This window comes from Streptomyces sp. NPDC096339 (assembly GCF_044762985.1).
Classification (GTDB): Bacteria; Actinomycetota; Actinomycetes; order Streptomycetales; family Streptomycetaceae; genus Streptomyces.
In genome coordinates, this window is the sequence record NZ_JBIWFI010000004.1 from 304,419 (window position 1) to 328,473 (window position 24,055).

General features: G+C 71.3%; 21 protein-coding genes. 12 read left to right on the top strand and 9 right to left on the bottom strand.

Features of this window, described 5'->3' with window-relative positions:
* Window positions 1-143: 143 nt before the first annotated feature.
* Both ACIQ5Y_RS09860 and ACIQ5Y_RS09865 read right to left on the bottom strand, forming a co-directional pair.
* Entirely contained in the window at window positions 144-2,147 is a 2,004-nt protein-coding gene (locus ACIQ5Y_RS09860) for a CocE/NonD family hydrolase (RefSeq protein WP_403877360.1), read from the bottom strand.
* Window positions 2,148-2,179: 32 nt separating this feature from the next.
* Window positions 2,180-3,706: a peptide MFS transporter gene (locus ACIQ5Y_RS09865; RefSeq protein ID WP_403877362.1), complete on the bottom strand. Its 1,527-nt coding sequence runs from the start codon at window positions 3,704-3,706 to the stop codon at window positions 2,180-2,182.
* A 189-nt stretch (window positions 3,707-3,895) separates the two neighbouring features.
* Between ACIQ5Y_RS09865 and ACIQ5Y_RS09870 the strand changes: the two genes are divergently transcribed.
* The 4 genes from ACIQ5Y_RS09870 to ACIQ5Y_RS09885 all read left to right on the top strand — a co-directional run bounded on the left by ACIQ5Y_RS09870 (window position 3,896) and on the right by ACIQ5Y_RS09885 (window position 7,083).
* Window positions 3,896-4,906 (top strand): polyprenyl synthetase family protein, encoded by a 1,011-nt coding sequence (locus ACIQ5Y_RS09870; RefSeq protein WP_403877365.1) that lies wholly within the window; start codon window positions 3,896-3,898, stop codon window positions 4,904-4,906.
* A 222-nt stretch (window positions 4,907-5,128) separates the two neighbouring features.
* Window positions 5,129-6,340, top strand: a complete 1,212-nt coding sequence (locus ACIQ5Y_RS09875) for an outer membrane lipoprotein carrier protein LolA (protein WP_403877368.1) — start codon at window positions 5,129-5,131, stop codon at window positions 6,338-6,340.
* A gap of 126 nt (window positions 6,341-6,466) precedes the next feature.
* On the top strand, window positions 6,467-6,670 hold the full coding sequence (locus ACIQ5Y_RS09880) for a ribbon-helix-helix domain-containing protein (RefSeq protein ID WP_225884906.1): 204 nt from the start codon (window positions 6,467-6,469) through the stop codon (window positions 6,668-6,670).
* Entirely contained in the window at window positions 6,667-7,083 is a 417-nt protein-coding gene (locus ACIQ5Y_RS09885) for a hypothetical protein (RefSeq protein ID WP_403877371.1), read from the top strand. Before ACIQ5Y_RS09880 ends, ACIQ5Y_RS09885 begins: the two co-directional genes overlap by 4 nt.
* 69 nt (window positions 7,084-7,152) lie before the next feature.
* Here the strand turns inward: ACIQ5Y_RS09885 and ACIQ5Y_RS09890 are convergent, their stop codons facing one another.
* The 7 genes from ACIQ5Y_RS09890 to ACIQ5Y_RS09920 all read right to left on the bottom strand — a co-directional run bounded on the left by ACIQ5Y_RS09890 (window position 7,153) and on the right by ACIQ5Y_RS09920 (window position 17,057).
* On the bottom strand, window positions 7,153-8,469 hold the full coding sequence (locus ACIQ5Y_RS09890) for a M28 family metallopeptidase (protein ID WP_403877373.1): 1,317 nt from the start codon (window positions 8,467-8,469) through the stop codon (window positions 7,153-7,155).
* A 212-nt stretch (window positions 8,470-8,681) separates the two neighbouring features.
* A complete protein-coding gene (gene rarD, locus ACIQ5Y_RS09895) occupies window positions 8,682-9,626 on the bottom strand; it encodes an EamA family transporter RarD (RefSeq protein ID WP_403877377.1) in 945 nt (314 codons plus the stop codon).
* A gap of 167 nt (window positions 9,627-9,793) precedes the next feature.
* Complete coding sequence (locus tag ACIQ5Y_RS09900; RefSeq protein ID WP_403877380.1) at window positions 9,794-10,861, bottom strand: 2-oxoacid:ferredoxin oxidoreductase subunit beta; 1,068 nt, start codon at window positions 10,859-10,861, stop codon at window positions 9,794-9,796.
* On the bottom strand, window positions 10,854-12,797 hold the full coding sequence (locus ACIQ5Y_RS09905) for a 2-oxoacid:acceptor oxidoreductase subunit alpha (protein ID WP_403877383.1): 1,944 nt from the start codon (window positions 12,795-12,797) through the stop codon (window positions 10,854-10,856). Before ACIQ5Y_RS09905 ends, ACIQ5Y_RS09900 begins: the two co-directional genes overlap by 8 nt.
* A 172-nt stretch (window positions 12,798-12,969) precedes the next feature.
* Window positions 12,970-13,629, bottom strand: a complete 660-nt coding sequence (locus tag ACIQ5Y_RS09910) for a LuxR C-terminal-related transcriptional regulator (protein WP_403877499.1) — start codon at window positions 13,627-13,629, stop codon at window positions 12,970-12,972.
* Window positions 13,630-14,123: 494 nt separating this feature from the next.
* Window positions 14,124-15,425 (bottom strand): sensor histidine kinase, encoded by a 1,302-nt coding sequence (locus ACIQ5Y_RS09915; protein WP_403877386.1) that lies wholly within the window; start codon window positions 15,423-15,425, stop codon window positions 14,124-14,126.
* Between the two features lie 447 nt (window positions 15,426-15,872).
* A complete protein-coding gene (locus ACIQ5Y_RS09920) occupies window positions 15,873-17,057 on the bottom strand; it encodes a sensor histidine kinase (protein ID WP_403877389.1) in 1,185 nt (394 codons plus the stop codon).
* Window positions 17,058-17,204: 147 nt separating this feature from the next.
* Between ACIQ5Y_RS09920 and ACIQ5Y_RS09925 the strand changes: the two genes are divergently transcribed.
* The 8 genes from ACIQ5Y_RS09925 to ACIQ5Y_RS09960 are packed head-to-tail and all read left to right on the top strand — an operon-like array spanning window position 17,205 to window position 24,031.
* Window positions 17,205-17,612 carry an NADH-quinone oxidoreductase subunit A gene (locus ACIQ5Y_RS09925; RefSeq protein ID WP_403877392.1) on the top strand — a complete coding sequence of 136 codons (408 nt, stop codon included), beginning with the start codon at window positions 17,205-17,207 and terminating at the stop codon, window positions 17,610-17,612.
* A complete protein-coding gene (locus ACIQ5Y_RS09930; RefSeq protein WP_403877394.1) occupies window positions 17,603-18,217 on the top strand; it encodes an NADH-quinone oxidoreductase subunit B in 615 nt (204 codons plus the stop codon). The genes ACIQ5Y_RS09925 and ACIQ5Y_RS09930 overlap by 10 nt, the downstream gene beginning before the upstream one ends.
* Window positions 18,214-19,377 carry an NADH-quinone oxidoreductase subunit C gene (locus ACIQ5Y_RS09935; protein WP_403877397.1) on the top strand — a complete coding sequence of 388 codons (1,164 nt, stop codon included), beginning with the start codon at window positions 18,214-18,216 and terminating at the stop codon, window positions 19,375-19,377. The genes ACIQ5Y_RS09930 and ACIQ5Y_RS09935 overlap by 4 nt, the downstream gene beginning before the upstream one ends.
* Window positions 19,374-20,342 (top strand): NADH-quinone oxidoreductase subunit H, encoded by a 969-nt coding sequence (locus ACIQ5Y_RS09940; RefSeq protein WP_403877400.1) that lies wholly within the window; start codon window positions 19,374-19,376, stop codon window positions 20,340-20,342. The genes ACIQ5Y_RS09935 and ACIQ5Y_RS09940 overlap by 4 nt, the downstream gene beginning before the upstream one ends.
* A complete protein-coding gene (locus ACIQ5Y_RS09945; RefSeq protein WP_403877403.1) occupies window positions 20,342-21,049 on the top strand; it encodes a NuoI/complex I 23 kDa subunit family protein in 708 nt (235 codons plus the stop codon). Before ACIQ5Y_RS09940 ends, ACIQ5Y_RS09945 begins: the two co-directional genes overlap by 1 nt.
* Complete coding sequence (locus ACIQ5Y_RS09950; RefSeq protein WP_403877406.1) at window positions 21,049-21,645, top strand: NADH-quinone oxidoreductase subunit J; 597 nt, start codon at window positions 21,049-21,051, stop codon at window positions 21,643-21,645. The genes ACIQ5Y_RS09945 and ACIQ5Y_RS09950 overlap by 1 nt, the downstream gene beginning before the upstream one ends.
* Window positions 21,645-22,010, top strand: coding sequence for an NADH-quinone oxidoreductase subunit NuoK (gene nuoK / locus ACIQ5Y_RS09955; protein WP_403877409.1), 366 nt, complete (start codon window positions 21,645-21,647; stop codon window positions 22,008-22,010). The genes ACIQ5Y_RS09950 and nuoK overlap by 1 nt, the downstream gene beginning before the upstream one ends.
* Window positions 22,007-24,031 (top strand): NADH-quinone oxidoreductase subunit L, encoded by a 2,025-nt coding sequence (locus ACIQ5Y_RS09960; RefSeq protein ID WP_403877412.1) that lies wholly within the window; start codon window positions 22,007-22,009, stop codon window positions 24,029-24,031. Before nuoK ends, ACIQ5Y_RS09960 begins: the two co-directional genes overlap by 4 nt.
* The last annotated feature ends 24 nt before the right edge of the window (window positions 24,032-24,055 follow it).

Consider the following 24,055-nt stretch of genomic DNA (forward strand, 5'->3'; position numbering starts at 1 on the left):
GCAATTCCAGCCCCTCCGGCGTTTGAGGAGCGGGGGTTCGGGGGCGGAGCCCCCGACAGCGGCGCCGCACGCGAATCCAGCCCCGCAGGCGATTGGGGCGCGGGGGATCCGGGGGCGGAGCCCCGGGGCGGCGCCGCAGACGGCTAGCCCGCCGCACGGGGGAGCCGCCGCTCCCACGTGCGGTGGAAGACCACCTCGTCCCCCTCCCGGCACACCACCTCGTTCGACGTCACGAAGCCCCTCTCATCGCACGTGATCTCCGACCGGGTCTCCACACGGGCGTCCCAGCCCAGCTCCGGCCGGTGCAGCCGGATCCGCCACTCCGAGCGGGTGCGCGCGGAGAGCGGGTCCCCGTCGGTGATCTCGTACTCCTCCACCGCGTCCTCGTCGTACTCCAGCCCGTCCGGGTACACCCGCGTGCCCCCGTACCGCGGGTCGACCTCCAGCCGCCACAGCCCGCGCGCGACGTCCCGTACGACCAGCCGCTCCGGGCGCGGTTCGTCCAGAGTGGCCGGGTAGGCCACGCCCAGCGGCTCCGACTGTTCCGGCGCCTCGAAGACGATCCCCACCTCGGCGGGGGAGGAGGAGCGGACCGGGAGGGTCAGGAGGCTGCCCGCCGGATCCAGGGTCCAGCCCGCCTCCGAGCCCGCCCGCGGCCAGATCCACGGCCAGTACGCGGACGAGAGGGCGAGGCGGATGCGGTGCCCCGGCGGGAAGGAGTGCCCGATGCCGTTCAGCTCGAAGGCGACGTCCTCGTACGAGCCGACGGGCCACGGCACCGCCCGGTCCCGGCCCTGCCGCGCCGAGAGGTTCAGCGCGCCCCGGGTGACCAGCGTCGAGGAGCCGTCGGGCGCGACGTCGCACAGCCGGGCCACGACCTGCCCGTACGGCACGTCCAGCCGCAGCCGCAGCGTGACGGAGGGACGGCCCAGGATCTCGACCGGTTCGTCCGGCCCCACCGGGAACTCGAAGCACGCCGACTTCGCGTCCTCCTCCCGCTGGTCCGGCGGCAGGTCCGCGTCGTTGCCGAAGGGGAAGAACCGGCCCGCGTCCAGCCCGGTGTGCTGCGGGGACGCGACCACCACCGGCGCGCCCTGGAGTCCGTACGGCACGGGGACGACGGAGGACGGGGGCCAGCTCCGGTCGCCGACCCAGCGCCCCGGGAGCTCCTCGTACACCGTGGCCGGCGGGTGCGAGTCGCTGATCCAGGAACGCAGCAGCGGCTCGGACATGACGCCGTTGTACGTGCCCTTCAGCCAGTGGTCCCACCAGCGCAGGGTCTCCTGGAGGAAACCGATCGCCGGGCCCGGCGGAAGCCCCCGGTCCGGGTACTGGTGCGACCAGGGCCCGATCAGGCCCCGGACGCGGGAGGACGGCAGGTGGGTGACCAGCCGCAGCACGGTGTCCCGGTAGGGGTCGTGCCAGCCGCCCACCGCGAGGACCGCCGCACGGATCGCCGAGTAGTCCTCGCAGACGCTGCCGTGGCGCCAGTACGCGTCCCGGGTCTGGTGCGAGAGCCAGGTGTGGACCAGGGGTTCGACCGATTCCAGCCGGTCCAGCCAAAGCTGGCGCCAGCCGTCGCCGACGTAGCGGGGGTCCGGCGGCCGGGAGGCGAAGGCCAGCATGGTGGCCGCCCACGCGTGCATGTCGACGGCGAGCACCGAGCCGCCCATGTAGTGCACGTCGTTGTCGTAGCGGTCGTCGGTCGAGCAGACGGTGACGATCGCCTTCAGCGGTTCGGGGGCCAGCGCCGCGATCTGGAGGGAGTTGAAACCGCCCCAGGAGATCCCGAACATGCCCACCGAGCCCGTGCACCAGGGCTGCGCCGCCAGCCACTCCACCACCGCGACCCCGTCGGCCAGTTCGCGGGCGTCGTACTCGTCACCCGGACGGCCCCCGCTGCACCCGTGGCCGCGCACGTCCACCCGTACGGATGCGTAGCCGTGGCCCGCGTACCAGGGGTGGCGCTGCCAGTCGCGGGGCGAGGTCCAGTCGGTGAGCCGGTACGGGAGGTACTCCAGCAGTGCCGGAACCGGCTCGTCCGTGACCGGGCGCCAGATCCGGGCGTACAGCTCGACGCCGTCGGGGAGCGGGATCCGGACATCCTCGTGGGTGGTCTCGTACGGGAACTCGGTACGGATGATCATGCGGCAACCACCTCAGTGGACGTCGGCGGACCTCAGTGGACGGGGTGCATCGTGCGCCGCAGCCACGGCGCGAGCGCGATGACGGCCAGGCCCGCGGCGACCGCGACGGCGCCGTTGACGCCGAAGTACACGGGGTCGGAGACCGTGCCGTAGACCTTGACGACCTGCGCCTGGATGCCGTTGGCCAGCGCCAGCGAGAGGAACCACAGGGCCATCGTCTGATTGCCGTACGCCTTCGGCGCGAGCTTGGTGGTGGCCGACATGCCCGAGGTCTCCAGCAGGACGTCGCCGAGGCCGAGCAGCAGGTACGAGCCGACGATCCACCAGGCGGCCATCTTGTAGGCGTCCCCGCCGTCCCCGCCGTGCCCCGAGGTCGGGATCACCATCAGCAGGAAGGACAGGCCGCCCAGGATCACCCCGATGGCGATCTTGTTCGAGGCGTGCGGCTGGCGGCTGCCCATCCGGGCCCACAGCGCGGCGACGACCGGGGCGAGCAGCACCTCGAAGGCGCCGAGCGCGGAGGCGTACCAGCTCGCCGGGAAGTCGAAGCCGAGGATCGTGGTGCGGGCGTTGGTCGACGCCAGCAGCATCATCGTCGAGTAGGCCTGGAAGAGGATGAAGTTGAAGGCGACCGAGGCCAGGAAGAGGACGACGTACGGGCGCAGTCGCCCGCGCTCCTCGGCCGTCACCCGGGGGCTGCGGAACATGACCGCGAAGTAGACGGCCGGAGCGATCACCGAGGCGAGGGTGAGCAGGTCGACGAAGCGGTCCATGGTCAGCCACCCGGCCACCGTCAGGAGGGTGGCGAGCACGGCGAAGCCGAGGCAGCCGGCGATGATCTTCGTCACGGCGGAGCGCATCGCGTCGGGCGCCAGGGCGTACTCCGCCGAGTGCTTGCGCCCGGCCAGGTGGCGGCGGCCCAGCACGTACTGGACCAGGCCCGCGGTCATGCCGACGGCGGCGGCGGAGAAGCCCCAGTGCCAGCCCTTGTGCTCGCCGAGCCAGCCGGTGATCAGGGGTCCGGCGAAGGCGCCGATGTTGATGCCCATGTAGTAGAGGGCGAAGCCCGCGTCGCGCCGCTCGTCGGCCGTCCGGTACAGCTTGCCGACCATGCCGGCCACGTTCGGCTTGAGCAGGCCGGTGCCCGCGCTGATCAGGCCGAGGCCCACCCAGGTCATGGCGGCGGTCGGCACGGCCATCGCGTAGTGGCCGCAGGCGATCAGGACGCCGCCCCACAGCACGGCGCGGTAGGAACCGAGGATCCGGTCGGCGAGCCAACCGCCGGCGACGGAGACGAGGTAGACCATGGTCCCGTAGGCCGCCGAGACGGAGGCCGCGGTGCCCGGGTTCATGCCCAGGCCGCCGTCCGCCACGGTGTCCGCGAAGTAGAGGACGAGGATGGCCTGCATGCCCAGGAACGAGAAGCGCTCCCAGACCTCCAGTCCGGAGAGCGTGGCGAGCCCCCGGGGGTGGCCGAGGAAGGCGCGGTCGTCGCCGGGCGGCGGTTGGTCGGCCGCCGGATCCGCGGGTTCGTCTATATCGGTCGCAGTTCTGGACAAAACGCATTCTCCGGTTGTTTCGGCTCCTCAAGAACATACCGGTGCGGTTCGGGCGGTGCGCGGGTGACGCCGGACGGGCCCTCTCCGTGATCGAAAACAGACCCGATACGCTGGGTTGAGTGATGGCAGCGACACGTCGACAATCCAGGTGGTCGTCAGCGTGATCGTCAGCAGACAGGAGTACCCCTCGTGACCGTCGTCGGGCCGTTCGGACTGAGCGTGCGGGACCAGGCTCTTGAGACCGATGTCCAGGCCGGACTGGCCGCCGTCGAGGCGGGTCTGCTGGAGGCCACCAAGAGCGAAGTCCCCTTCATCACCGAAGCCGCGCAGCACCTCGTGCGGGCCGGAGGCAAGCGCTTCCGGCCGCTGCTCGTGATGCTCGCGTCCCGGTTCGGCGATCCGTACGCGCCCGGGATCGTGCCCTCCGCCGTCGTCGTGGAACTCACGCACCTCGCCACGCTGTACCACGACGACGTCATGGACGAGGCGGACGTGCGCCGCGGTGTGGCCAGCGCGAACACCCGCTGGGGCAACTCGGTGGCCGTCCTGACGGGTGACTTCCTGTTCGCCCGTGCCTCGCACATCCTGGCCGACCTCGGCCCCGAGGCCGTACGCATCCAGGCGGAGGCCTTCGAGCGGCTGGTGACGGGCCAGATCCTGGAGACGGCCGGCCCGCGCGACGGCCGCGACCCCGTCGCGCACTACCTCGACGTCATCGCCGGCAAGACCGGCTCGCTCATCGCCGTCTCCGGCCGCTTCGGCGCGCTGATGTCCGGCGCCGACGAGTCCGTCGTCGACATCCTCACCCAGTACGGCGAACGGCTCGGCACCGCCTTCCAGCTCGCCGACGACGTCCTCGACATCGCCTCCGACGCGCACGAGTCGGGCAAGACCCCGGGCACCGACCTGCGCGAGGGCATTCCCACCCTGCCCGTGCTGCGGCTGCGGGAGATGGCGGCCAAGGGTGGTAACCCGGACGACCTGGAACTCGTCGCCCTCCTGGACGGCGACCTCACCGACGACGCCCGCCACGCCGAGGTGCTGACCCGACTGCGGGCGCACCCCGCCCTGGAGCAGGCCCGCCGCGACACCATCCAGTACGCGGAGGACGCGCGGGCCATGCTCGCGCCGCTGCCCGAGAACTTCGCGAAGACGGCGCTGGAGGAGCTCTGCGACGCGGTGGTGCACCGCGCCGGCTAGTCCCCGCGAACAGTGGAACGGGCCCTTCCGCCCCATCGACCCCTACGGGTCGGGGTGGAGGGGCCCTTCTCGTGTCATCCCACGGTCGTACGCGCAGTTGCGTCCGGGGGGTGACGCCCCGGCGCCGCCGTTTTGGTCAGATGGAGTCATCAACCCCACCAGATCGGGTGAGCGCGGCGACACGGGGGTCGCCGCCTTGGACACAGAGGGCAGGGCACTGACATGGCAGCGAACACGAACACTTCTCGCAAGATCGCCCGGTACGCCGTACCGGTGGCGGTGGCGGGTGTGGCCGCGGCGACCGTGGCGATGGTCCCGGCCTTCGCCAACGCCGGGGGACCCGATCTGCCGAAGGTGACGGCGCAGCAGCTGATCGAGAAGATCGCCGCCTCGGACGTGGAGCAGCTGTCCGGCACCGCCAAGATCAGCACCGACCTGGGTCTGCCGAAGATCGCGACGGGCCTGCTCGGTGGTGGCGGCGGCGTCGCCGGTGGCTCCGCCAACCCGGAGGACAAGGTCGCGCAGCTGGCGAACGGCACGCACACCTTCCGCGTCGCGGCCGACGGACCGGACCGCCAGAAGCTGACCTTCCTCGACGGCAAGGACGAGTACAGCCTCATCCACAACGGCGCCGACGTGTGGGGCTACGACTCCAAGTCCAACGAGGTCTTCCACGAGAAGAACGGCGAAGCCGGCAAGGGCGCGGAGCACAAGAAGGGCGAGGGGCTCCCCGCCTCTCCGCAGCAGCTGGCCCAGGACGTACTGAAGGCCGCCGGCCCGACCACCGACGTCGGTGTGGGCGACACCGTGCAGGTGGCCGGCCGGGACGCCTACCAGCTGGTGCTCAAGCCCAAGCAGAGCGGCTCCACGGTCGGCTCGGTCCAGATCGCGGTCGACGCGAAGAACGGCGTCCCGCTGCGCGTGCAGCTGCTCTCCAGCCAGGGTGGCAAGCCGATCGTGGACGCGGGCTTCACCAAGGTCGACTTCGCCAAGCCGTCCGCCGACACCTTCGCCTTCACCGCGCCGAAGGGCGCCAAGGTGACCGAGGGCGGGGCCGAAGGAGCGGGCAGGGAGCACGGCAAGGAGTTCAAGGGACTCGACGCCTTCCCCGGCTTCGGTGACCTGCTGGGCGGCCCCGACGGCAAGGGCGGCAAGCACGGCGACGTGAAGGTGCTCGGCGAGGGCTGGGCGACCATCGCTCGCATCGACTCGGGGGCGGGCAAGGGCCTGAAGGAGCTGGAGAACGACAAGAACGCGCCGAAGCAGGCCAAGGACTTCCTGAACTCCCTCGGCGACAAGGTCAGCGGCAAGTTCGGTGAGGGCCGCGTCCTGTCGACCCGTCTGGTCAACGCCCTGATCACGGACGACGGCAAGGTCTACGTCGGCGCGGTCACCAAGGACGCCCTGGTGAAGGCGGCCGACGCCAACAAGTAGCCGCTCGGTAGCGGCCAAGTAGCCGCCCGCAGCGGCGGTGTTCGAAGGGTGGGCCGGGACTGTGTCCCGGCCCACCCTTCCGCCGTGACCCTGCCGCGTACAGCGGCCCCGCTGTACGGTGGTCGGATGTCGAGACACGTGACCATCCGCCTGGACGAAGAGTTCCACGAACGTCTGAAGGCGCGTGCGGCGGCGCTGGGGACCACGGTCACCGCGCTGATCACCGAGGTCACGGAACGCGAACTCGACGAGGACCGGAAGAACTTCCTCTCCGGCATAGAGGAGTTCGCGGACCACTGGGGCTACTTCCAGGAGCGGTTCGGCAATTGAAGATCACCATGGAGTGGGCCTGGACCGCTCTGGCCCACCACCTGCCCTCCGACCCCGCGGTATGGGACCCCTCCGGGGTGGCCGCCGCCGTCGCCCGGCACCGATGCGATCTCGTCCTGGTGCCCGAACAGCCCGCCCCGGACACCGCGTGGCGGGCCGCCGCGTTTCTGCACACCCTCGCCGTGTGCCCGGCGCTGGAATCCCCGATGAACGAGTTCTACGCGGCCGCCGCGACCCGCTCGTACCTGCGCGTCGCCGGGGCCAAGCAGCTGCCCTCGCCGGAGGAGCTCGGCGACCTGGTGGAGGCGGCGAAGCTGGGCCGCGCCGACGTCGCGGCGGTGGCCCAGGAGTTGCGCGCCCGTATCGAGGAGCCGCTGTCGGCCTCGCTGCGGGCGGCCGCGGAGGACGCGTAGCCGCGAACGCGCGGGGCCCCGGCGCGATCCGAGGGGATCACGCCGGGGCCGCCGGTCCGTCGGCGCGGGCTAGAAGGTGATCTTCCAGCTGTTGATGTAGCCGACGTCCTGCCCGGCCAGGTCCTTGGCCTGGAGCTTCCAGACCCCGTTCGCGACCTCGCTTGAGGCGTTGACGGTGTACGTCTTGACGAGGTTGTCGGCGCTGCCGCCGCTGCGGTTGTGCAGGTTGTAGACCGTGCCGTCGGGGGCGACCAGGTCGACCACCAGGTCACCGATGTAGGTGTGGACGATGTTCACGTCGACCTTGGTGGTGGCGGGCGCGTTGCCCGTGACGCCGGAGACCGTGATCGGCGAGGTCACCGCGGCGCCGGGGGAGTCCGGGATGGACACGTCCGCCGTGTTCTCGAAGGACGGGCCCGGCGGGACCGGAGTGGCCGCCCCGAGGTTCCAGATCGCGTAGGCGATGGCGTCGGAATTGCGGTCCAGGGCCGTGTCGTTGATGTTCGACAGCGAGTCGCACGAGGAGTGGTAGCAGCGGTCGAAGGCCTGACCGGAGGTGCCGCCCCACTTCTGCGCCTGCGCCGCCGTCTTGGTGTAGTCGGCGCCGGAGAACAGGCCGCCGACCGGTATGCCCGCGCTCTTGAACGGGGCGTGGTCGGAACGCCCGTCGCCCTCGGTCTCGATCTCGGTCGGGATGCCGAGGCCCGCGTAGTAGTTCTTGAAGGTCTGCTCGATGGTCGGGTCGTCGTCGTAGACGAAGTAGCCCGGGTTCGGCGAGCCGATCATGTCGAAGTTCAGGTAGCCGGAGATCTTCGCCTTCTCGGCGGCCGGCAGGTTGTTGACGTAGTACTTCGAGCCGACCAGGCCCAGCTCCTCCGCGCCCCACCAGCCGAAACGCAGGTGCTTCGTCGGCTGGAGCTGCGCCCGGGACACGGCGAGCGCGGCCTCCAGCACGGCGGCGGAGCCGGAGCCGTTGTCGTTGATGCCGGCTCCGGCGGTCACCGAGTCCAGGTGCGACCCGGACATCAGGACCGAGTTGGGGTCGCCGCCCGGCCAGTCGGCGATCAGGTTGTAGCCGGTCGCGCCGCTGGAGGTGAAGGTCTGCAGCGTGGTGGTGAAACCGGCCGCGTCGAGCTTGCCCTTCACGTAGTCGATCGACGCCTTGTAACCGGTCCGGCCGTGGGCCCGGTTCCCGCCGTTGTTGGCGGCGATGGTCGAGAGCTGCGACAGGTGGGCCTTGACGTTGGCCAGCGGGATGTCGGGCGGAGTGGGCGCGGCGGTCACCGCGGTGGGGGCGGCGAGCGCGGCGGGGGCGGTGGCGGCGAACAGGCCCGCGACCGCGACGGCGGTCACGGCGGCAAGGCGCCGGGAGACGGACAGGCTCATGTGGGGGCTCCGGAATTCCGCGGGGATGAAACGGAACGTTGGGGATAGAGCGGGTGAGCGTTAGTGCGTCAGTGCGAGCCTGATGTTCAGCGAGAGTATGACTGTCCGTCAAGACCACAATTCGGTCAGGGCAGTTCGGAAAACGGACGGTCCCCGGTACGAGGGTTTCGTACCGGGGACCGTGAGATCGGGGTTGCTCGTGATGCGGAACGCTAAGCCGGTTCGCGCGCCGGAGCGGTGACGGCGACGGGCGCGGCTTCGAGCACGGCCCGCGAGCGCCGTGCCGTACGCAGCGCGTCCCAGGTCAGGAGGGCGAGCGCGGCCCAGACCAGGGAGAAGCCCACCCAGCGCTCGGGCGGCATGGCCTCGTGGAAGTAGAGGACGCCGAGCCCGAACTGGAACACCGGCGCCATGTACTGGAGCAGCCCGAGGGTGGACAGCGGGACGCGGATGGCGGCCGCCCCGAAGAACACCAGCGGGACCGCGGTGACCAGACCCGTCGCGGCGAGCAGAGCGGAATGCGCCGCCCCCTGCGTGGCGAAGGTGGACTGCCCCTGGACGCTCAGCCACACCAGGTAACCGAGGGCGGGCAGGAACAGCACGGCGGTCTCGGCGGTCAGCGACTCCAGGCCGCCCATGTTGAGCTTCTTCTTGATCAGCCCGTACGTGGCGAAGGAGCAGGCCAGGATCAGCGAGATCCACGGCGGTCGCCCGTACCCGACGGCGAGCACGAGGACCGCGGCGAAGCTGATGCCGACCGCCACCCACTGCGCGCGGCGCAGCCGCTCGCCGAGCACCAGCACCCCCATCGCGATGCTGACCAGGGGGTTGATGAAGTAGCCGAGGCTCGCCTCGACGACCGCGCCGTTGTTGACGGCCCAGATGTACAGGCCCCAGTTCACGGAGATGATCGAGGCGGCGAGCGCGGTCAGGCCGAGCTTGCGCGGTTGGCGCACCAGCTCCCGCATCCAGCCCCAGCGGCGCAGCGCCAGCAGCGCCACTCCGACCACGGCCAGCGACCACACCATGCGGTGGGCCAGGATCTCGACCGCCCCGGAAGGCTTGAGGAGCGGCCAGAAGAGGGGGACGAGCCCCCATATTCCGTACGCGCCGAATCCGTAGAGCAGACCCGTGCGCTGCTCGTTCTGTGCCTCCACGGGCCCTCCTGTACGACTTTTCGGCCAATCTCACGAAGGTAGCGCCGCACGGCCCGGATGTCATGCCCGTAAGGGGGAGATACTCATGACATTGCGATGACGGTACGAAGAAGCCCGGAGCTCCTGGGCGGGAGATCCGGGCTTCGTCCTGGTGTGCGCGGGGCCGGTCAGCCGACGACGGTCCAGGTGTCGTTGCCGGTCAGCAGGGCGCCGAGGTCGCCCTTGCCCTTCTGGTCGATGGCCGCGTCGAGCTGGTCGGCCATGAGGGTGTCGTAGACGGGCCGTTCGACGCTGCGGAAGACGCCGATGGGTGTCTGGTGCAGGGTGTCGGGGTCGGCGAGCCGGGAGAGCGCGAAGGCGGTGGTCGGGCCGGCGGCGTGTGCGTCGTGGACCAGGACCTGCGACTCGTTCTCCGGGGTGACCTCGACGACGCGCAGGTCGCCGGTGGCCTGGTCGCGGACGACGCCCTTGTGGCCGTCGACGCCGAAGCGGATCGGCTGCCCGTGCTCCAGGCGGATCACGGCCTCCGCCGCCTGCTCGTTGTCCTTGAGGACCTCGAAGGCGCCGTCGTTGAAGATGTTGCAGTTCTGGTAGATCTCCACGAGCGCGGTGCCCTGGTGGTCGGCGGCCTGCCGCAGGACCTCGGTGAGGTGCTTGCGGTCGGAGTCCACCGTCCGCGCCACGAAGGAGGCCTCCGCGCCGATCGCCAGCGACACCGGGTTGAAGGGCGCGTCCAGCGAACCCATCGGCGTGGACTTGGTGATCTTGCCGATTTCGGAGGTGGGGGAGTACTGGCCCTTGGTCAGCCCGTAGATCCGGTTGTTGAACAGCAGGATCTTGAGGTTGACGTTGCGGCGCAGCGCGTGGATGAGGTGGTTGCCGCCGATGGAGAGCGCGTCGCCGTCGCCCGTGACGACCCAGACGGAGAGGTCGCGGCGGGAGGTGGCCAGGCCGGTGGCGATGGCGGGGGCGCGGCCGTGGATGGAGTGCATCCCGTAGGTGTTCATGTAGTACGGGAAACGGGAGGAGCAGCCGATGCCGGAGACGAAGACGATGTTCTCCTTCGCCAGTCCCAGCTCGGGCATGAAGCCCTGGACGGCGGCGAGGACGGCGTAGTCGCCGCAGCCGGGGCACCAGCGGACTTCCTGATCCGACTTGAAGTCCTTCGCGGACTGCCTGGCCTCCGCCTTCGGGACCAGGGAGAGCAGCTTGGGAACGTCGGTCACCTCAGTCATTGATGGCCTCCTTGAGAACCGTCGCGAGCTGCTCGGCCTTGAACGGCATTCCGTTGACCTGGTTGTACGACTGGGCGTCGACCAGGTATTTCGCGCGGATCAGGCTTGCGAGCTGCCCGAGGTTCATCTCCGGCACCACTACCTTCTGGTAACGCCCCAGCACCTCCCCGAGATTCCTGGGGAAGGGGTTGAGGTGGCGCAGGTGGGCCTGGGCGATGGGGATGCCGGCGAGCCGCAGGCGGCGGACGGCGGCGGTGATGGGGCCGTAGGTGGACCCCCAGCCGAGGACGAGGGTGCGGGCGCCGTCCGGGTCGTCGACCTCCAGGTCCGGGACCGCGATCCCGTCGATCTTGGCCTGGCGGGTGCGGACCATGAGGTCGTGGTTGGCCGGGTCGTAGGAGATGTTGCCCGTGCCGTCCTGCTTCTCGATGCCGCCGATGCGGTGTTCGAGTCCGGGGGTGCCCGGGACGGCCCACGGCCGGGCCAGGGTCTCCGGGTCCCGCTTGTACGGCCAGAACACCTCGGTGCCGTCGGCCAGCTCGTGGTTCGGGCCGGTGGCGAACTGGACCTTGAGGTCGGGCAGGTCCGCGACCTCGGGGATCCGCCAGGGCTCGGAGCCGTTGGCGAGGTAGCCGTCGGAGAGCAGGAACACCGGAGTCCGGTACGTCAGCGCGATCCGCGCCGCGTCCAGGGCCGCGTCGAAGCAGTCCGCCGGGGTCCTCGGCGCCACGATCGGCACCGGTGCCTCGCCGTTGCGCCCGTACATCGCCTGGAGCAGGTCGGCCTGCTCGGTCTTGGTCGGCAGACCCGTCGACGGGCCACCGCGCTGGATGTCCACGATCAGCAGCGGCAGCTCCAGCGACACCGCGAGCCCGATGGTCTCGGACTTCAGCGCGACGCCGGGGCCGGAGGTGGTGGTCACGCCCAGGGCTCCGCCGAAGGCGGCTCCGAGCGCGGCGCCGATGCCGGCGATCTCGTCCTCGGCCTGGAAGGTGCGCACGCCGAAGTTCTTGTGCTTGGACAGCTCGTGCAGGATGTCCGAGGCCGGGGTGATCGGGTACGAGCCCAGGTAGAGCGGCAGGTCCGCCTGCTGGGAGGCCGCGATCAGCCCGTACGACAGCGCCAGGTTCCCGGAGATGTTGCGATACGTACCCGTCGGGAAGGCCCGGGTCGCGGGCGCGACCTCGTAGGAGACCGCGAAGTCCTCGGTGGTCTCCCCGAAGTTCCAGCCCGCCCGGAAGGCGGCGACGTTCGCCTCGGCGATGTCCGGCTTCTTCGCGAACTTCTGCCGCAGGAAGCTCTCCGTGCCCTCGGTCGGCCGGTGGTACATCCACGACAGCAGACCCAGCGCGAACATGTTCTTGCTGCGCTCCGCCTCCTTGCGGGACAGCCCGAAGTCCTTCAGGGCCTCCACCGTCAGCGTCGTCAGCGGGACGGGGTGGATGTTGTAGGCGGAGAGCGATCCGTCTTCCAGCGGGGAGGTCTCGTACCCGACCTTCGCCATCGGGCGCTTGGTGAACTCGTCGGTGTTGATGATGATCTCGGCGCCGCGCGGCACGTCGGCGATGTTCGCCTTGAGGGCGGCGGGGTTCATCGCGACCAGCACGTTCGGGGCGTCGCCGGGCGTGAGGATGTCGTGGTCCGCGAAGTGCAGCTGGAACGACGACACACCGGGCAGGGTTCCGGCAGGTGCCCGGATCTCGGCGGGGAAGTTCGGCAGCGTGGAGAGGTCGTTGCCGAACGACGCCGTCTCCGAGGTGAACCGGTCACCGGTGAGCTGCATACCGTCACCCGAGTCGCCCGCGAAGCGGATGATCACGCGATCGAGACGGCGTACTTCCTTGCCGCCCGGGCTCGGCGGGGTGCGCTGTCCACCGACAACCGCACCCCCAGCCCCGTCGGCCTGCTCGGCTGGGCTGCTGACCTGGCTGGTCACTGAACTGGACCTCCTTCGAGGCGTGGGCTCCCCCACGGAACCCACCCTACGTCCGCGGGGAGGGCTTCCAAGGGAGCGACCACATTCTGGACCGTCGGGCCGCCCCTTGAGACGGCCCGGCCGGTATGCCGTTGTGTGCCGTAACTGCCGTACCTGACAGAGTGTCAGTCGATCATGATCTGAGGTAGGTGAGAACGGCCAGAACACGCCGGTGATCCCCGTCACTCGGCGACAGGCCCAGCTTCATGAAGATGTTGCTGACGTGCTTCTCGACCGCGCCGTCGCTCACCACCAGCTGCTTCGCCACGGCCGAATTGGTACGCCCCTCGGCCATCAGCCCGAGCACCTCGCGCTCGCGCGGGGTCAGCCCCGCCAGCACGTCCTGCTTCCGGCTGCGCCCGAGCAGCTGCGCGACGACCTCCGGGTCCAGGGCGGTACCGCCCCGGGCCACCCGCACCACCGCGTCGAGGAACTCCCGAACCTCCGCCACCCGGTCCTTGAGCAGGTAGCCCACCCCGGTGGTGGAACCGGCCAGCAGTTCGGTGGCGTACTGCTCCTCCACGTACTGCGACAGCACGAGCACGCCGATGCCGGGGTAGTCGCGCCGCAGCCGCACGGCGGCCCGTACGCCCTCGTCGGTGTGCGTCGGAGGCATCCGCACATCGGCCACCACCACGTCCGGCAGCGCACCCTCCGCGTCCAGGTCCGCCACCGTCTTGATCAGGGCTTCCGCGTCCCCGACGCCGGCCACGACGTCATGCCCCCGGTCGGTCAGCAGCCGGGTCAGACCCTCGCGCAGCAGCACGGAATCCTCGGCGATGACCACCCGCACCCTGTCGTCCACGATTCAGCTGCCCCCGCGTCCACTCGTTCCCACAACTCCCTGACTCGGCCAAGCATCCCAGCATCAGCCCCGAATCCAGGCAGAGCCCGGCCAACGAGTGGGCCCCGAGGGGGAGTTTTGGCCAGAGCCTCCCCTGGGGAGGCGAATTCCAGCCCCTCCGGCGTTTGGGGCGCCGGGGCGGCATCCAGCCCCTCCCGCGTCTGAGGCGGCCGGGCAGCATCCAGCCCGTCCGGCGTCTGAGGCGGCCGGGCAAAATCCAGCCCGTCCGGGGTCTGAGGTAGCCGGGCAGCATCCAGCCCGTCCGGCGTCTGAGGCGGCCGGGCAAAATCCAGCCCCTCCGGCGTTTGAGGAGCGGGGTCCGGGGCGGAGCCCCGGAAGCCCGGGCGCAGCCCGGGGCCGCTCGCGCAGCGGCGCCGCACCCGAAAACGGGAAACGGGACCCCCGTCCACTCGGACGGGAGTCCCGAACCACAGGTCAACCCCCTAGCCGCGCCCGCGCCACGGCAGCTCCGCCGTGACCACCGTCCCCCCACCCGCGGGGGAGTCCACCACCAGCACCCCGTCCACCGCGTCCAACCGTTCCGCGAGCCCCGCCAGCCCCGAACCCTCGGAGAGCCCGGCCCCGCCCCGCCCGTCGTCGCAGACCTGGATCAGCAACCGCTCCCCGGACTTCCACACGTCCACGCTCGCCCCCCGCGCCTCCGTCCCCGCGTGCTTGCTCACGTTCCGCAGCAGCTCCGACACCACGAAGTACGCGATCCCCTCGATCGCCTCCGTCGGCCTGGCGGGGAGGTCCACTGCCACCCGCACCGGCACCGCGCACCGTGCCGCCACCGCGGACAGCGCCGCGTCCAGCCCCCGGTCCGTCAGCACCGCCGGGTGGATCCCGCGTGCGAGGTCCCGCAGCTCCTGGAGGGCCAGCTTCACCTCGCCGTGCGCCTCGTCGACCATCGCCGCCGCGCCCTGCGGGTCCTCCGCGAGCTTCTGCTTCGCCAGGCCCAGATCCATCGCCAGCGCCGCCAGCCGGGCCTGGGCCCCGTCGTGCAGGTCCCGCTCGATGCGCCGCAGGTCCGCCGCGGCGGTGTCGACGACGACCCCCCGGTCGGACTCCAGCTCGCTCACGCGGTGGTCCAGGCGGGAGGCCCCGAGCAGCCCGACCACCAGCACCCGGTCCACGGTGGCCAGGGCCCGGATCACCCACGGCGTGGCGAGCGTGATGGCCAGCCCGGCGACCGAGGTGAGGGCGATCGCGAGGGGCGAGTCGAGCACGAAGGAGTAGTCGTCGTTCTGGAAGACGATCAGCCCGGCCTGGCCGGTGTAGGCCGGGAAGACCCAGAACCACAGCGGGTACAGCAGGAAGCCCCATCCGTACGCCCAGAACGTCAGTGCCATGCAGAAGCCGAACACCGCCCACGGGAAGTGGATCACGGAGTACAGCACGTGCCGCCATGCGCTCCCGCTCTTGAGCAGTGCCCCCATGGCCGCGAGCGGCCCGCTCTTCCCGGCGCGGATGCGCGCGGGAGCGGCGATGTCGACCCGCAGCAGGTGCCGCACCCGGGCGCGCTCCAGGTGCCCGAACCCGCGGCACGTGGCGAGCAAGCCGGCCAGGACCGGGATGCCGAGGAAGGTGACGAGCAGCCCGGCGCCGAGGCTCACACCCGTGATCGCGAGCGAGAAGTACACCGTGCTCAGCGGCAGCCCGATCAGCAGGTACCCGAACTCCCGCCAGGTCCGCCCCTCGACGGGGGCCCGCAACACCGCCCCGATGCCCGTCCCGTTGCCCATGATCCAGCCCCGCCCTTCCCGTCCGCCATTACCCCACCACCCTGTCGCCCGGAGCCCACCCGAACCATCCGGTGGGTAGGCGTCCCCGCCCGGGGGTTAACCCCACCCCGAACCCCTCGCCACCCGAGGCACCCACGCGAAATCCGCCCTCGACATCCGAGGCCCGGGGGCGAAATCCAGCCCCTCGGTGTTCGATGCGTTCCGGGGCGGTATTCGGCCTTCTGGCATGCGCCGTGTCCGCGTGAAATCGGCGCTGGCATCCGAGGCCTGGGGGCGGCCCGGGGGCGAAATCCAGCCCCTCCGGCGTTTGAGGAGCGGGGTCCGTGGCGGAGCCCTGGGAAGCGGCGCCGCACCCGCCGCACGCCCCCTGCCGCCCCCCCCCAAAAAAACGGGAAACGGGACCCCCGTCCACTCGGACGGGAGTCCCGAACAGAACCGCGGCACCTACTACCGGCCGCGCCCGCGCCACGGCAGCTCAGCCGTGACGACCGTGCCCTCCCCGGCAGGGGAGTCCACCACCAGCACCCCGTCCACCGCCCCCAGCCGCTCCGCGAGCCCCGCCAGCCCCGACCCCCGGGAGACATCCGCCCCGCCGCACCCGTCGTCGGAGACCCGGATCATCAGCCGCTTGTCCGCCCGCCACACCTCCACGCTCGCCCCCCGCGCCTCCGCCCCCGCGTGCTTGCTCACGTTCTGCAGCAGCTCCGACACCACGAAGTACGCGATCCCCTCGATCGCCTCCGCCGGCCGCTCCTCCACCGGCAGCTCCACCAGCACCTTCACCGGCACCACGCAACGCGTCGCCACCGACGACAGCGCCGCGTCCAGCCCCCGGTCCGTCAGCACCGCCGGGTGGATCCCGCGTGCGAGGTCCCGCAGCTCCTGGAGGGCCAGCTTCACCTCGCCGTGCGCCTCGTCGACCATCGCCGCCGCGCCCTCCGGGTCCTCCAGCAGCTTCTCCTTCGCCAGGCCCAGCCCCATCGCCAGCGCGACCAGCCGGGCCTGGGCCCCGTCGTGCAGGTCCCGCTCGATGCGCCGCAGGTCCGCCGCGGCCGTGTCGACGACGACCCCCCGGTCGGACTCCAGCTCCGCGATCCGCCGCTCCAGCTCGTCGGAGGGCGACAGCAGCCCCCGCACCATCGCCCGGTCCACGTTCGACAGCCACCGCACCAGGTACGGCAGCACCGGCCACAGCACGAAGAGCCCGGTCAGCGCTACCGTGAAGGTGAGCACCCCCCAGGGCAGCCGGATCAGCTGGTACAGCACCGTCCGCCAGCCGACCGGGTCCTTGATGCTCGTCCACAGCCAGGGGAAGAATCCGCCGGACCGCTTCGGTCCGGGGATCGGGGTCGGCTCGTCCACCCGTACGCCGAGCAGCGCGCGGGCGCGGGCCCGGTCCAGCCGTCCCAATTGCCGAGACAAAAAGAGGCCGACCGCGAGCAGCGGAATTCCGATCGCCGTCACGGACAGGGCCCCCGTGCCGGAGACCATGACAACCGTGTAAACGAATCCGACGATCGCCACCGGCAGATTCGTCACCAGATGGGCGATCTCCTTCCACGTCACGGCGCTGAAGGCGGCGCGTACCGGGGGAGGCCGATCGTTGTCGGGGGTGTCAGGGCTCGTGGTCATGGGCCACACCCTGCCAAGCGGACCCCGCTGATGCCATGGGGTGTCCGGGATGCTGTGAACGGGGGGTAACCCCACCCTGTGTGGCCCAGGCCCTAGACTCCCGTCCGTAACAGATCGTCGACAGTGGCCGAGGAGCGAGGAACGGACGTGCCTGAACCGACGGTATCGACCGTAACCGTGCTCGCGGCGGACTACTTCCGGAGTTATTCGGTCGTCGGCCTCCTGGCCGCGCTCGGTGTGCTCTTCGTGGCCGTCGCCTTCGGCGCCGGCCGCCTGCTGCGCCCCGTCGTCCCGACCGACGAGAAGCTGCTGACGTACGAATGCGGTGTGGACCCGGTGGGCGAGGGCTGGGCGCACACCCAGGTCCGCTACTACGTCTACGCGTTCCTCTACGTCATCTTCGCCGTCGACTCGATCTTCCTCTTCCCGTGGGCGACGGTGTTCGGCGCCGCCGGTTACGGCGCCACGACCCTGGTCGAGATGTTCATCTTCCTGGGCTTCCTGGCCGTCGGCCTGCTCTACGCGTACAAGAAGGGCGTCCTCGAATGGACGTGACACCGGCCGTGACGCCGACCGTGACGCAGACGGAGGGCGTGCTGCTCCCGGAGCCGAAGCGCCTCGGAGTCCTCTCGCGCCTCGCCCCGGAACCCATGAAGGTGGTCCTGAACTGGGGCCGCCGCTACAGCCTGTGGGTCTTCAACTTCGGTCTGGCCTGCTGCGCGATCGAGTTCATCGCCGCCTCCATGGCCCGGCACGACTTCATCCGCCTCGGCGTGATCCCCTTCGCGCCCGGCCCCCGTCAGGCCGACCTGATGATCGTCTCGGGCACGGTCACGGACAAGATGGCCCCGGCCGTCAAGCGGCTCTACGAGCAGATGCCGGAGCCGAAGTACGTCATCTCCTTCGGCGCCTGCTCCAACTGCGGCGGGCCGTACTGGGACTCGTACTCGGTCACGAAGGGCGTCGACCAGATCATCCCGGTCGACGTCTACGTGCCCGGCTGCCCGCCGCGCCCGGAGGCGCTGCTCCAGGGCATCCTCAAGCTCCAGGAGAAGATCGCCCGCGAGTCGCTGGCCGAGCGCTACGCGGCCGGCCCGTCCGTCGCGCAGCTCACGAGCGGCCTGGTCACGGCCCCGCCCACCCCGGGAGCCGGTGCATGAACCTCTACGACTCCCTGCCCGACGCGGCTGCGACGGTCTTCGGAGAGGAGGCCGTCGGCTCGTCGGCGTACGACCTCCTCACGGTCGACGTCCCGGTCGGATCCTGGATCTCCTCCCTGGAGATCGCCCGGGACAAGCTGGGCTGCACGTACTTCGACTGGCTGAGCGCGGTCGACGAACCGGGCACCGGATTCCGTGTCTGCGCCCACGTCGTCGCGCTGGAGAACCGTCGCGTACGCCGGCTGCTCCTGCGTACGACGGTCCCGCACTCGGCGCCCTCCCTGCCCTCCGCGATCGCGGTGTACGCGGGCGCGGAATGGCACGAGCGCGAGACGTTCGAGATGTTCGGGATCACCTTCACCGACCACCCGCACCTGGTCCACCTGCTCCTCCCGGAGGAGTTCGAGGGCCACCCGCTGCGCAAGGACTTCGTCCTGGCCGCGCGCGTCGCCAAGGCCTGGCCCGGAGCCAAGGAGCCGGGCGAGGCACACGACCCGGACGCGCCGAAGCGCCGCCAGATGCTCCCGCCGGGCGTCCCGGACCCCAACGACTGGGGCCCGCTGAAGGGCCAGCTCCCGCCGGCCCCCGCCCGCCCGGCCCGGACCCCGCGCGCAGCGGGAGCGGCCGCCCGCGAGGGCGCCCCGGCCCGCCGCGCCCGCTCGGTGGCCGACGGCTCGGCCACCCAGACCGCGGACACCCCGGCCGCGGCCCGCCCGGCGCGCCGCGCCCGCTCGGTGGCGGACGGCTCGGCGAGCCAGGCCGGCGAGGCGACCCCGGAAACCCCGGAAACCCCGGAGACCCCCGCCGCCGAGGCGGCGGAGGGCGCGCGCCCGCCCCGCCGTACCCGCTCCGCCGGCGAAGGCTCCGCGAGCCAGGAGACCGGCACGGCCGAGGCACCCCGCCGCGCAGCCCCCCGCAGCGCGGACGCGCCCTGGCACAACCCGAAGCCGGCCTTCGACGAGCCCGCGGCGGAGCCGGCTCCGGCCGGGCCGCAGGCCGAACCGTCGGCCGGCGAGGCCCCCGCACCCCGGCCGACCCGGCCGGAGGCACCGGCCACACCGGCCACACCGGCCGAACCGGCCACACCGGCCGAACCGGCCACCGAGGCCAAGAACAAGACCGAGACCGACCCCACCCCCGACAACGGAGGCGACGCGTGAACGACGTCCTCGACGTCGCCCTGCGGCTGATCGTCGTCTTCGCCGTCTTCCTCGTGCTCCCGCTCGTCGTCGGGCAGACCGAGCACAAGGTGATGGCCCACATGCAGGGCCGCCTCGGCCCCATGTACGCCGGCGGCTTCCACGGCTGGGCCCAGCTCGTGGCCGACGGCGTGAAGTTCGCGCAGAAGGAAGACATCGTTCCGGCCAACGCCGACCGGCGGATCTTCCAGCTCGCCCCTGCCGTCGCCCTGCTCCCCTACCTCCTCGTCCTCGTCGCCATCCCGATCGGCCCCGGCGAGGGCGCCGTCGGCCAGGTCATCGACGCGGGCCTGTTCTTCGTGCTCGCGGTCATGGGCGTCGGAGTCCTCGGCTCCCTCATGGCCGGCTGGGCCTCCGCGAACAAGTTCTCCCTGCTCGGGGGCCTGCGCACCGCCGCGCAGCTGCTCGCCTACGAGCTCCCGATGCTGCTCGCCGCCGCCTCCGTGGCCATGGCGGCCGGTACGGTCTCCATCCCCGGCATCGTCGAGAGCTTCCAGTGGTGGTGGCTGCCCTGGCAGATCGTCGGCGCGCTGGTCTTCTTCACCGCCGGCCTCGCCGAGCTCCAGCGGCCCCCCTTCGACATGCCCGTCGCCGACTCCGAGATCATCTTCGGCGCGTACACCGAGTACACCGGCCTGCGCTTCGCGCTGTTCCTGCTCGCCGAGTACGCCGGCATCGTCGTCCTGTGCGCCCTCACCACCGTCCTCTTCCTCGGCGGCTGGCACGGCCCCTTCGGCTCCGGCGACCTCGGCTGGGTCTGGACCCTCCTCAAGACGGCGGTCCTCGCCTTCATCGTGATCTGGCTCCGCGTGAGCTACCCGCGCCTGCGCGAGGACCAGCTCCAGAAGCTCGCCTGGACCGTACTCATCCCGCTCGCGCTCGCCCAGATCGCGCTCACCGGCATCGTGAAGGTGGCGATCCAGTAATGCCCATCCCCGGATCCGGCCTCGCCAAGGGCCTGGCCGTCACGCTGCGCACGATGACGAAGCGCTCGCACACCGCCCAGTACCCCGAGGTCCAGCCGCACCTCCCGCCCCGCTCCCGCGGGGTCATCGGCCTGTTCGAGGAGAACTGCACGGTCTGCATGCTCTGCGCACGCGAGTGCCCCGACTGGTGCATCTACATCGACTCCCACAAGGAGACGGTCCCGGCCGCCACCCCCGGCGGCCGCGAGCGCAGCCGTAACGTCCTCGACCGTTTCGCCATCGACTTCTCCCTCTGCATGTACTGCGGTATCTGCATCGAGGTGTGCCCCTTCGACGCCCTCTTCTGGTCGCCCGAGTTCGAGTACGCGGAGACCGACATCCACGAACTGACCCACGAGCGCGACAAGCTCCGCGAGTGGATGTGGACCGTCCCCGCCCCGCCCGCGCTGGACCCGGCCGCCGAGGAACCCAAGGAGATCGCCGCGGCCCGCAAGGCGGTCGAGAAGGCCGAAGCCGCCGCGGCCGCCGCCGAAGCGGAAGCCACCCCCGATGCGCCCAGCACCCCCGGCACGGGCTCCGGCACCCCAGAGACCCCGGCCACCCCCGGCACGGGCTCCGGCACCCCCGCGGGTCCGGGCTCCGAACCCAGTCCCGGTGATGCCCCCGGCACGGGAGCCGGCACCGACTCGGCGGGAGGCACCGCCTGATGCTGACCGCCCACCTCGCCGCCGCCGCCCAAGGCAACGGCCCCGGGTTCCTCTCGCCGACCGGCGTCGAGATCGCCTTCGTCCTCGTAGGCCTCGCCACCCTCGGCGCGGCACTCGTCACGGTCACCACCCGGCAGCTCGTGCACGCCGCCCTCTGGCTGGTCGTCGCGCTCGGCGGAATCGCCGTCGAGTACCTGCTGCTGACCGCGGAGTTCATCGCCTGGGTCCAGGTGCTGATCTACCTCGGTTCCGTGGTCGTCCTCCTCCTCTTCGGGCTGATGCTCACCAAGGCGCCCATCGGCCGCTCACCCGACGCCGACTCGGGCAACCGCCTGATCGCGCTCGGCGTCGCGGGCATCGCGGCCGTCGCCCTCGTCTGGGTCGTCGTCGACGCCTTCCGGACGACCTGGATCGACCTCGACGGCCCGGTCCAGGGCTCGACGAAGGTCTCCGGCGAGATCCTCTTCCAGCACTGGGTGCTGCCGTTCGAGGCCCTCTCCGTCCTCCTCCTCGCGGCCCTGATCGGCGCCATCGTGCTCTCCCGCAAGTCCGACCCCAACGACCCCGCCGAGGGCGCCAAGAAGGGGCAGCGCTGATGCACCTCGCCTACCCCGCCGTGCTCGCGGCGCTCCTCTTCTGCACGGGCCTGTACGGAGTACTCGCCCGCCGCAACGCCATCCTGGTCCTGATGTCCGTCGAGCTGATGCTCAACGCCGTCAACCTGAACCTGGTGGCCTTCGACGTCTGGCTGCGCGACACCCTGCACGCCGGCCAGGCCCTCACCCTCTTCACCATCGCGATCGCCGCCGCCGAGATCGGCATCGGCCTCGCGATCGTGCTGATGGTGTACCGCAACCGGGGCACCTCCGACGTCGACCGCCTGCGCGACACCGCCGAAGGCCACGAGCCCGCCCCTCACGCCCCCAACACTCAGAACACTCAGAGCGAGGTCACCGCGTGAGCACGACGACCCTCGCCGTCCTCGTCCCCCTCCTCCCCTTCCTGGGCGGGGTCGCGGGACTCCTTCTCGGCCGCACCGCACCCGGCTTCGTCCGGCCGCTCGCGATCCTGCCGACGCTCGCCACCGCCGTGCTGGCGGTGCTCGTCGCCGTCCGCCAGGGCGGCGGCAAGGCCATCGACGCGTCGACCCTGCTGACCCCGACCGGCTCGGTGCCGATCGAACTCTCGATCCACGTGGACGGCTTCGCCGCCCTGGTCGCCGTCCTCGTCGGAGTCGTCGCCACGTGCGTACAGCTCTACTCGACGGCATACCTCCGCGAGGACCCGCGCTACCCGTCGTACGCCGGTCTGGTCTCACTGTTCACCTCCGCCATGCTGCTCGTCGTCTACACCGGCGACCTGATGGTGCTGCTGGTCGGCTGGGAGATCATGGGCATCTGCTCGTACTTCCTGGTCGGGCACTACTGGGAGACCGAGGCGGCCCGCTCCGCCTCCCTGAAGGCCTTCCTCGTCACCAAGCTCGGTGACGTCCCCTTCCTCATCGGCCTGTTCGCGCTCGCCACCGACGCCGGCTCCTTCGAGATCACGAAGGTCCTGGGCACCGTCGCCGCCGGCGGACTCGACCACCCGACGCTGATCGCGCTGCTCCTGCTCGCCGGAGTCGCGGGCAAGTCCGCGCAGTTCCCGCTGCACACCTGGCTTCCGGACGCCATGGCGGGCCCCACCCCGGTCTCCGCGCTGATCCACGCCGCGACGATGGTCGCCGCCGGTGTCTACTTCATCGCCCGTCTCCTCCCCGTCTTCGCGGCCTCCAGCGCCGCGCTGGTGGTCATGGCCGTCATGGCGGCCGTCACGATGGTCGGCTCCGGCCTCGCGGCCCTCGCCCAGGACGACATCAAGCGCGTCCTCGCCTACTCCACGATCGGCCAGCTCGGCTACATGACCGGCGCGCTGGCCGTCGGCGACCGAGGCGCCGCCGTCTTCCACCTCCTGTCCCACGGCGCCTTCAAGGCGCTCCTCTTCCTCGGCGCGGGCGTGATCATCCACGCCGCCGGTACGAACTCCCTGGCCGCCATGTCCCGTATGGACGGCCTGGCCAAGCGCATCCCCGACGCCTTCTGGACGATGACGATCGCGCTGCTCGCACTCGCCGCGATCCCGCCGTTCGCCGGCTTCTTCTCCAAGGAAGCCGTCCTCGTCGCCGCCGAGCAGACCGCGACCGGCCACTCGGACTTCGCCCCCAGCAGCGCCGGCTGGGTGGTGCTCGTCTCCGGCGTGCTGACCGCCCTGCTCACCGCCGCCTACGCCACCCGGCTGTGGCTGATGGCCTTCCGCGGCCGGGGCGCCGCCGCCCCCGACCACGGCAAGGAGCCCCTCGCCATGACCGGCGTGCTGTGGCTGCTCGCGATCCCCACCATCGGCCTCGGCCTGGCCGCGGACTCCCTCGCCGACTGGTTCGACGGCAGGGAGCTCAGCCCGACCCTGGTGACCTCGGTCCTCGGCACGGGCGCAGCGGTCGTCGGCGTGATGCTCACCTACGCCCTCTGGCAGCGCGCCACGGCCAAGGCCGCGGCCGCGGCCGCCACCGCCTCGGCCGCCAACGGAGTCGCGGCCGCCGCCGCGGTCGCCGCCACCGTCGCGGAATCCGCCGCGGAAGCCCCCGAGGTGTCCGAGGTGACCCACGACCACCCCGCCGCCCCGGCCGGCCCCGCCGCCGACCCGGGCAAGGTGCTCCTCGGCCCCCTGCACCGGCACGCGGCAGTCGGCTTCCACCTCGACGCCGTCTACGACCGGCTCTTCGTCCGCCCCGTCCGGGCGGCCGCGAGCCTGGTCCGCTTCCTCGACCGCGAGGTCGTGGACACGTACGTCCGAGGCGCGGGCACCGCCCCCAAGCTGTTCGGCAGCCTCGTCCGCCGCGCCCAGACCGGCAACGTGCAGAGCTACCTGAGCGCCCTGTTCGCCGGTGCCGTGGTCCTGGCGATCGCCACCGCCGTCCTCGCCAACATCAACGCCGGATCGTGAGCCGAGAGTCAGCCGTGATCGATA

Excerpts from the sequence above, each read along its gene's own strand:
- ACIQ5Y_RS09890 (WP_403877373.1), bottom strand. The coding sequence starts at position 8,469 with ATGAGCCTGTCCGTCTCCCGGCGCCTTGCCGCCGTGACCGCCGTCGCG.
- ACIQ5Y_RS09860 (WP_403877360.1), bottom strand. The coding sequence starts at position 2,147 with ATGATCATCCGTACCGAGTTCCCGTACGAGACCACCCACGAGGATGTC.
- ACIQ5Y_RS09935 (WP_403877397.1), top strand. The coding sequence starts at position 18,214 with ATGAACCTCTACGACTCCCTGCCCGACGCGGCTGCGACGGTCTTCGGA.
- ACIQ5Y_RS09945 (WP_403877403.1), top strand. The coding sequence starts at position 20,342 with ATGCCCATCCCCGGATCCGGCCTCGCCAAGGGCCTGGCCGTCACGCTG.
- nuoK (WP_403877409.1), top strand. The coding sequence starts at position 21,645 with ATGCACCTCGCCTACCCCGCCGTGCTCGCGGCGCTCCTCTTCTGCACG.
- ACIQ5Y_RS09930 (WP_403877394.1), top strand. The coding sequence starts at position 17,603 with ATGGACGTGACACCGGCCGTGACGCCGACCGTGACGCAGACGGAGGGC.
- ACIQ5Y_RS09920 (WP_403877389.1), bottom strand. The coding sequence starts at position 17,057 with ATGACCACGAGCCCTGACACCCCCGACAACGATCGGCCTCCCCCGGTA.
- ACIQ5Y_RS09900 (WP_403877380.1), bottom strand. The coding sequence starts at position 10,861 with ATGACTGAGGTGACCGACGTTCCCAAGCTGCTCTCCCTGGTCCCGAAG.
- ACIQ5Y_RS09950 (WP_403877406.1), top strand. The coding sequence starts at position 21,049 with ATGCTGACCGCCCACCTCGCCGCCGCCGCCCAAGGCAACGGCCCCGGG.
- ACIQ5Y_RS09915 (WP_403877386.1), bottom strand. The coding sequence starts at position 15,425 with ATGGGCAACGGGACGGGCATCGGGGCGGTGTTGCGGGCCCCCGTCGAG.
- ACIQ5Y_RS09880 (WP_225884906.1), top strand. The coding sequence starts at position 6,467 with ATGTCGAGACACGTGACCATCCGCCTGGACGAAGAGTTCCACGAACGT.
- ACIQ5Y_RS09875 (WP_403877368.1), top strand. The coding sequence starts at position 5,129 with ATGGCAGCGAACACGAACACTTCTCGCAAGATCGCCCGGTACGCCGTA.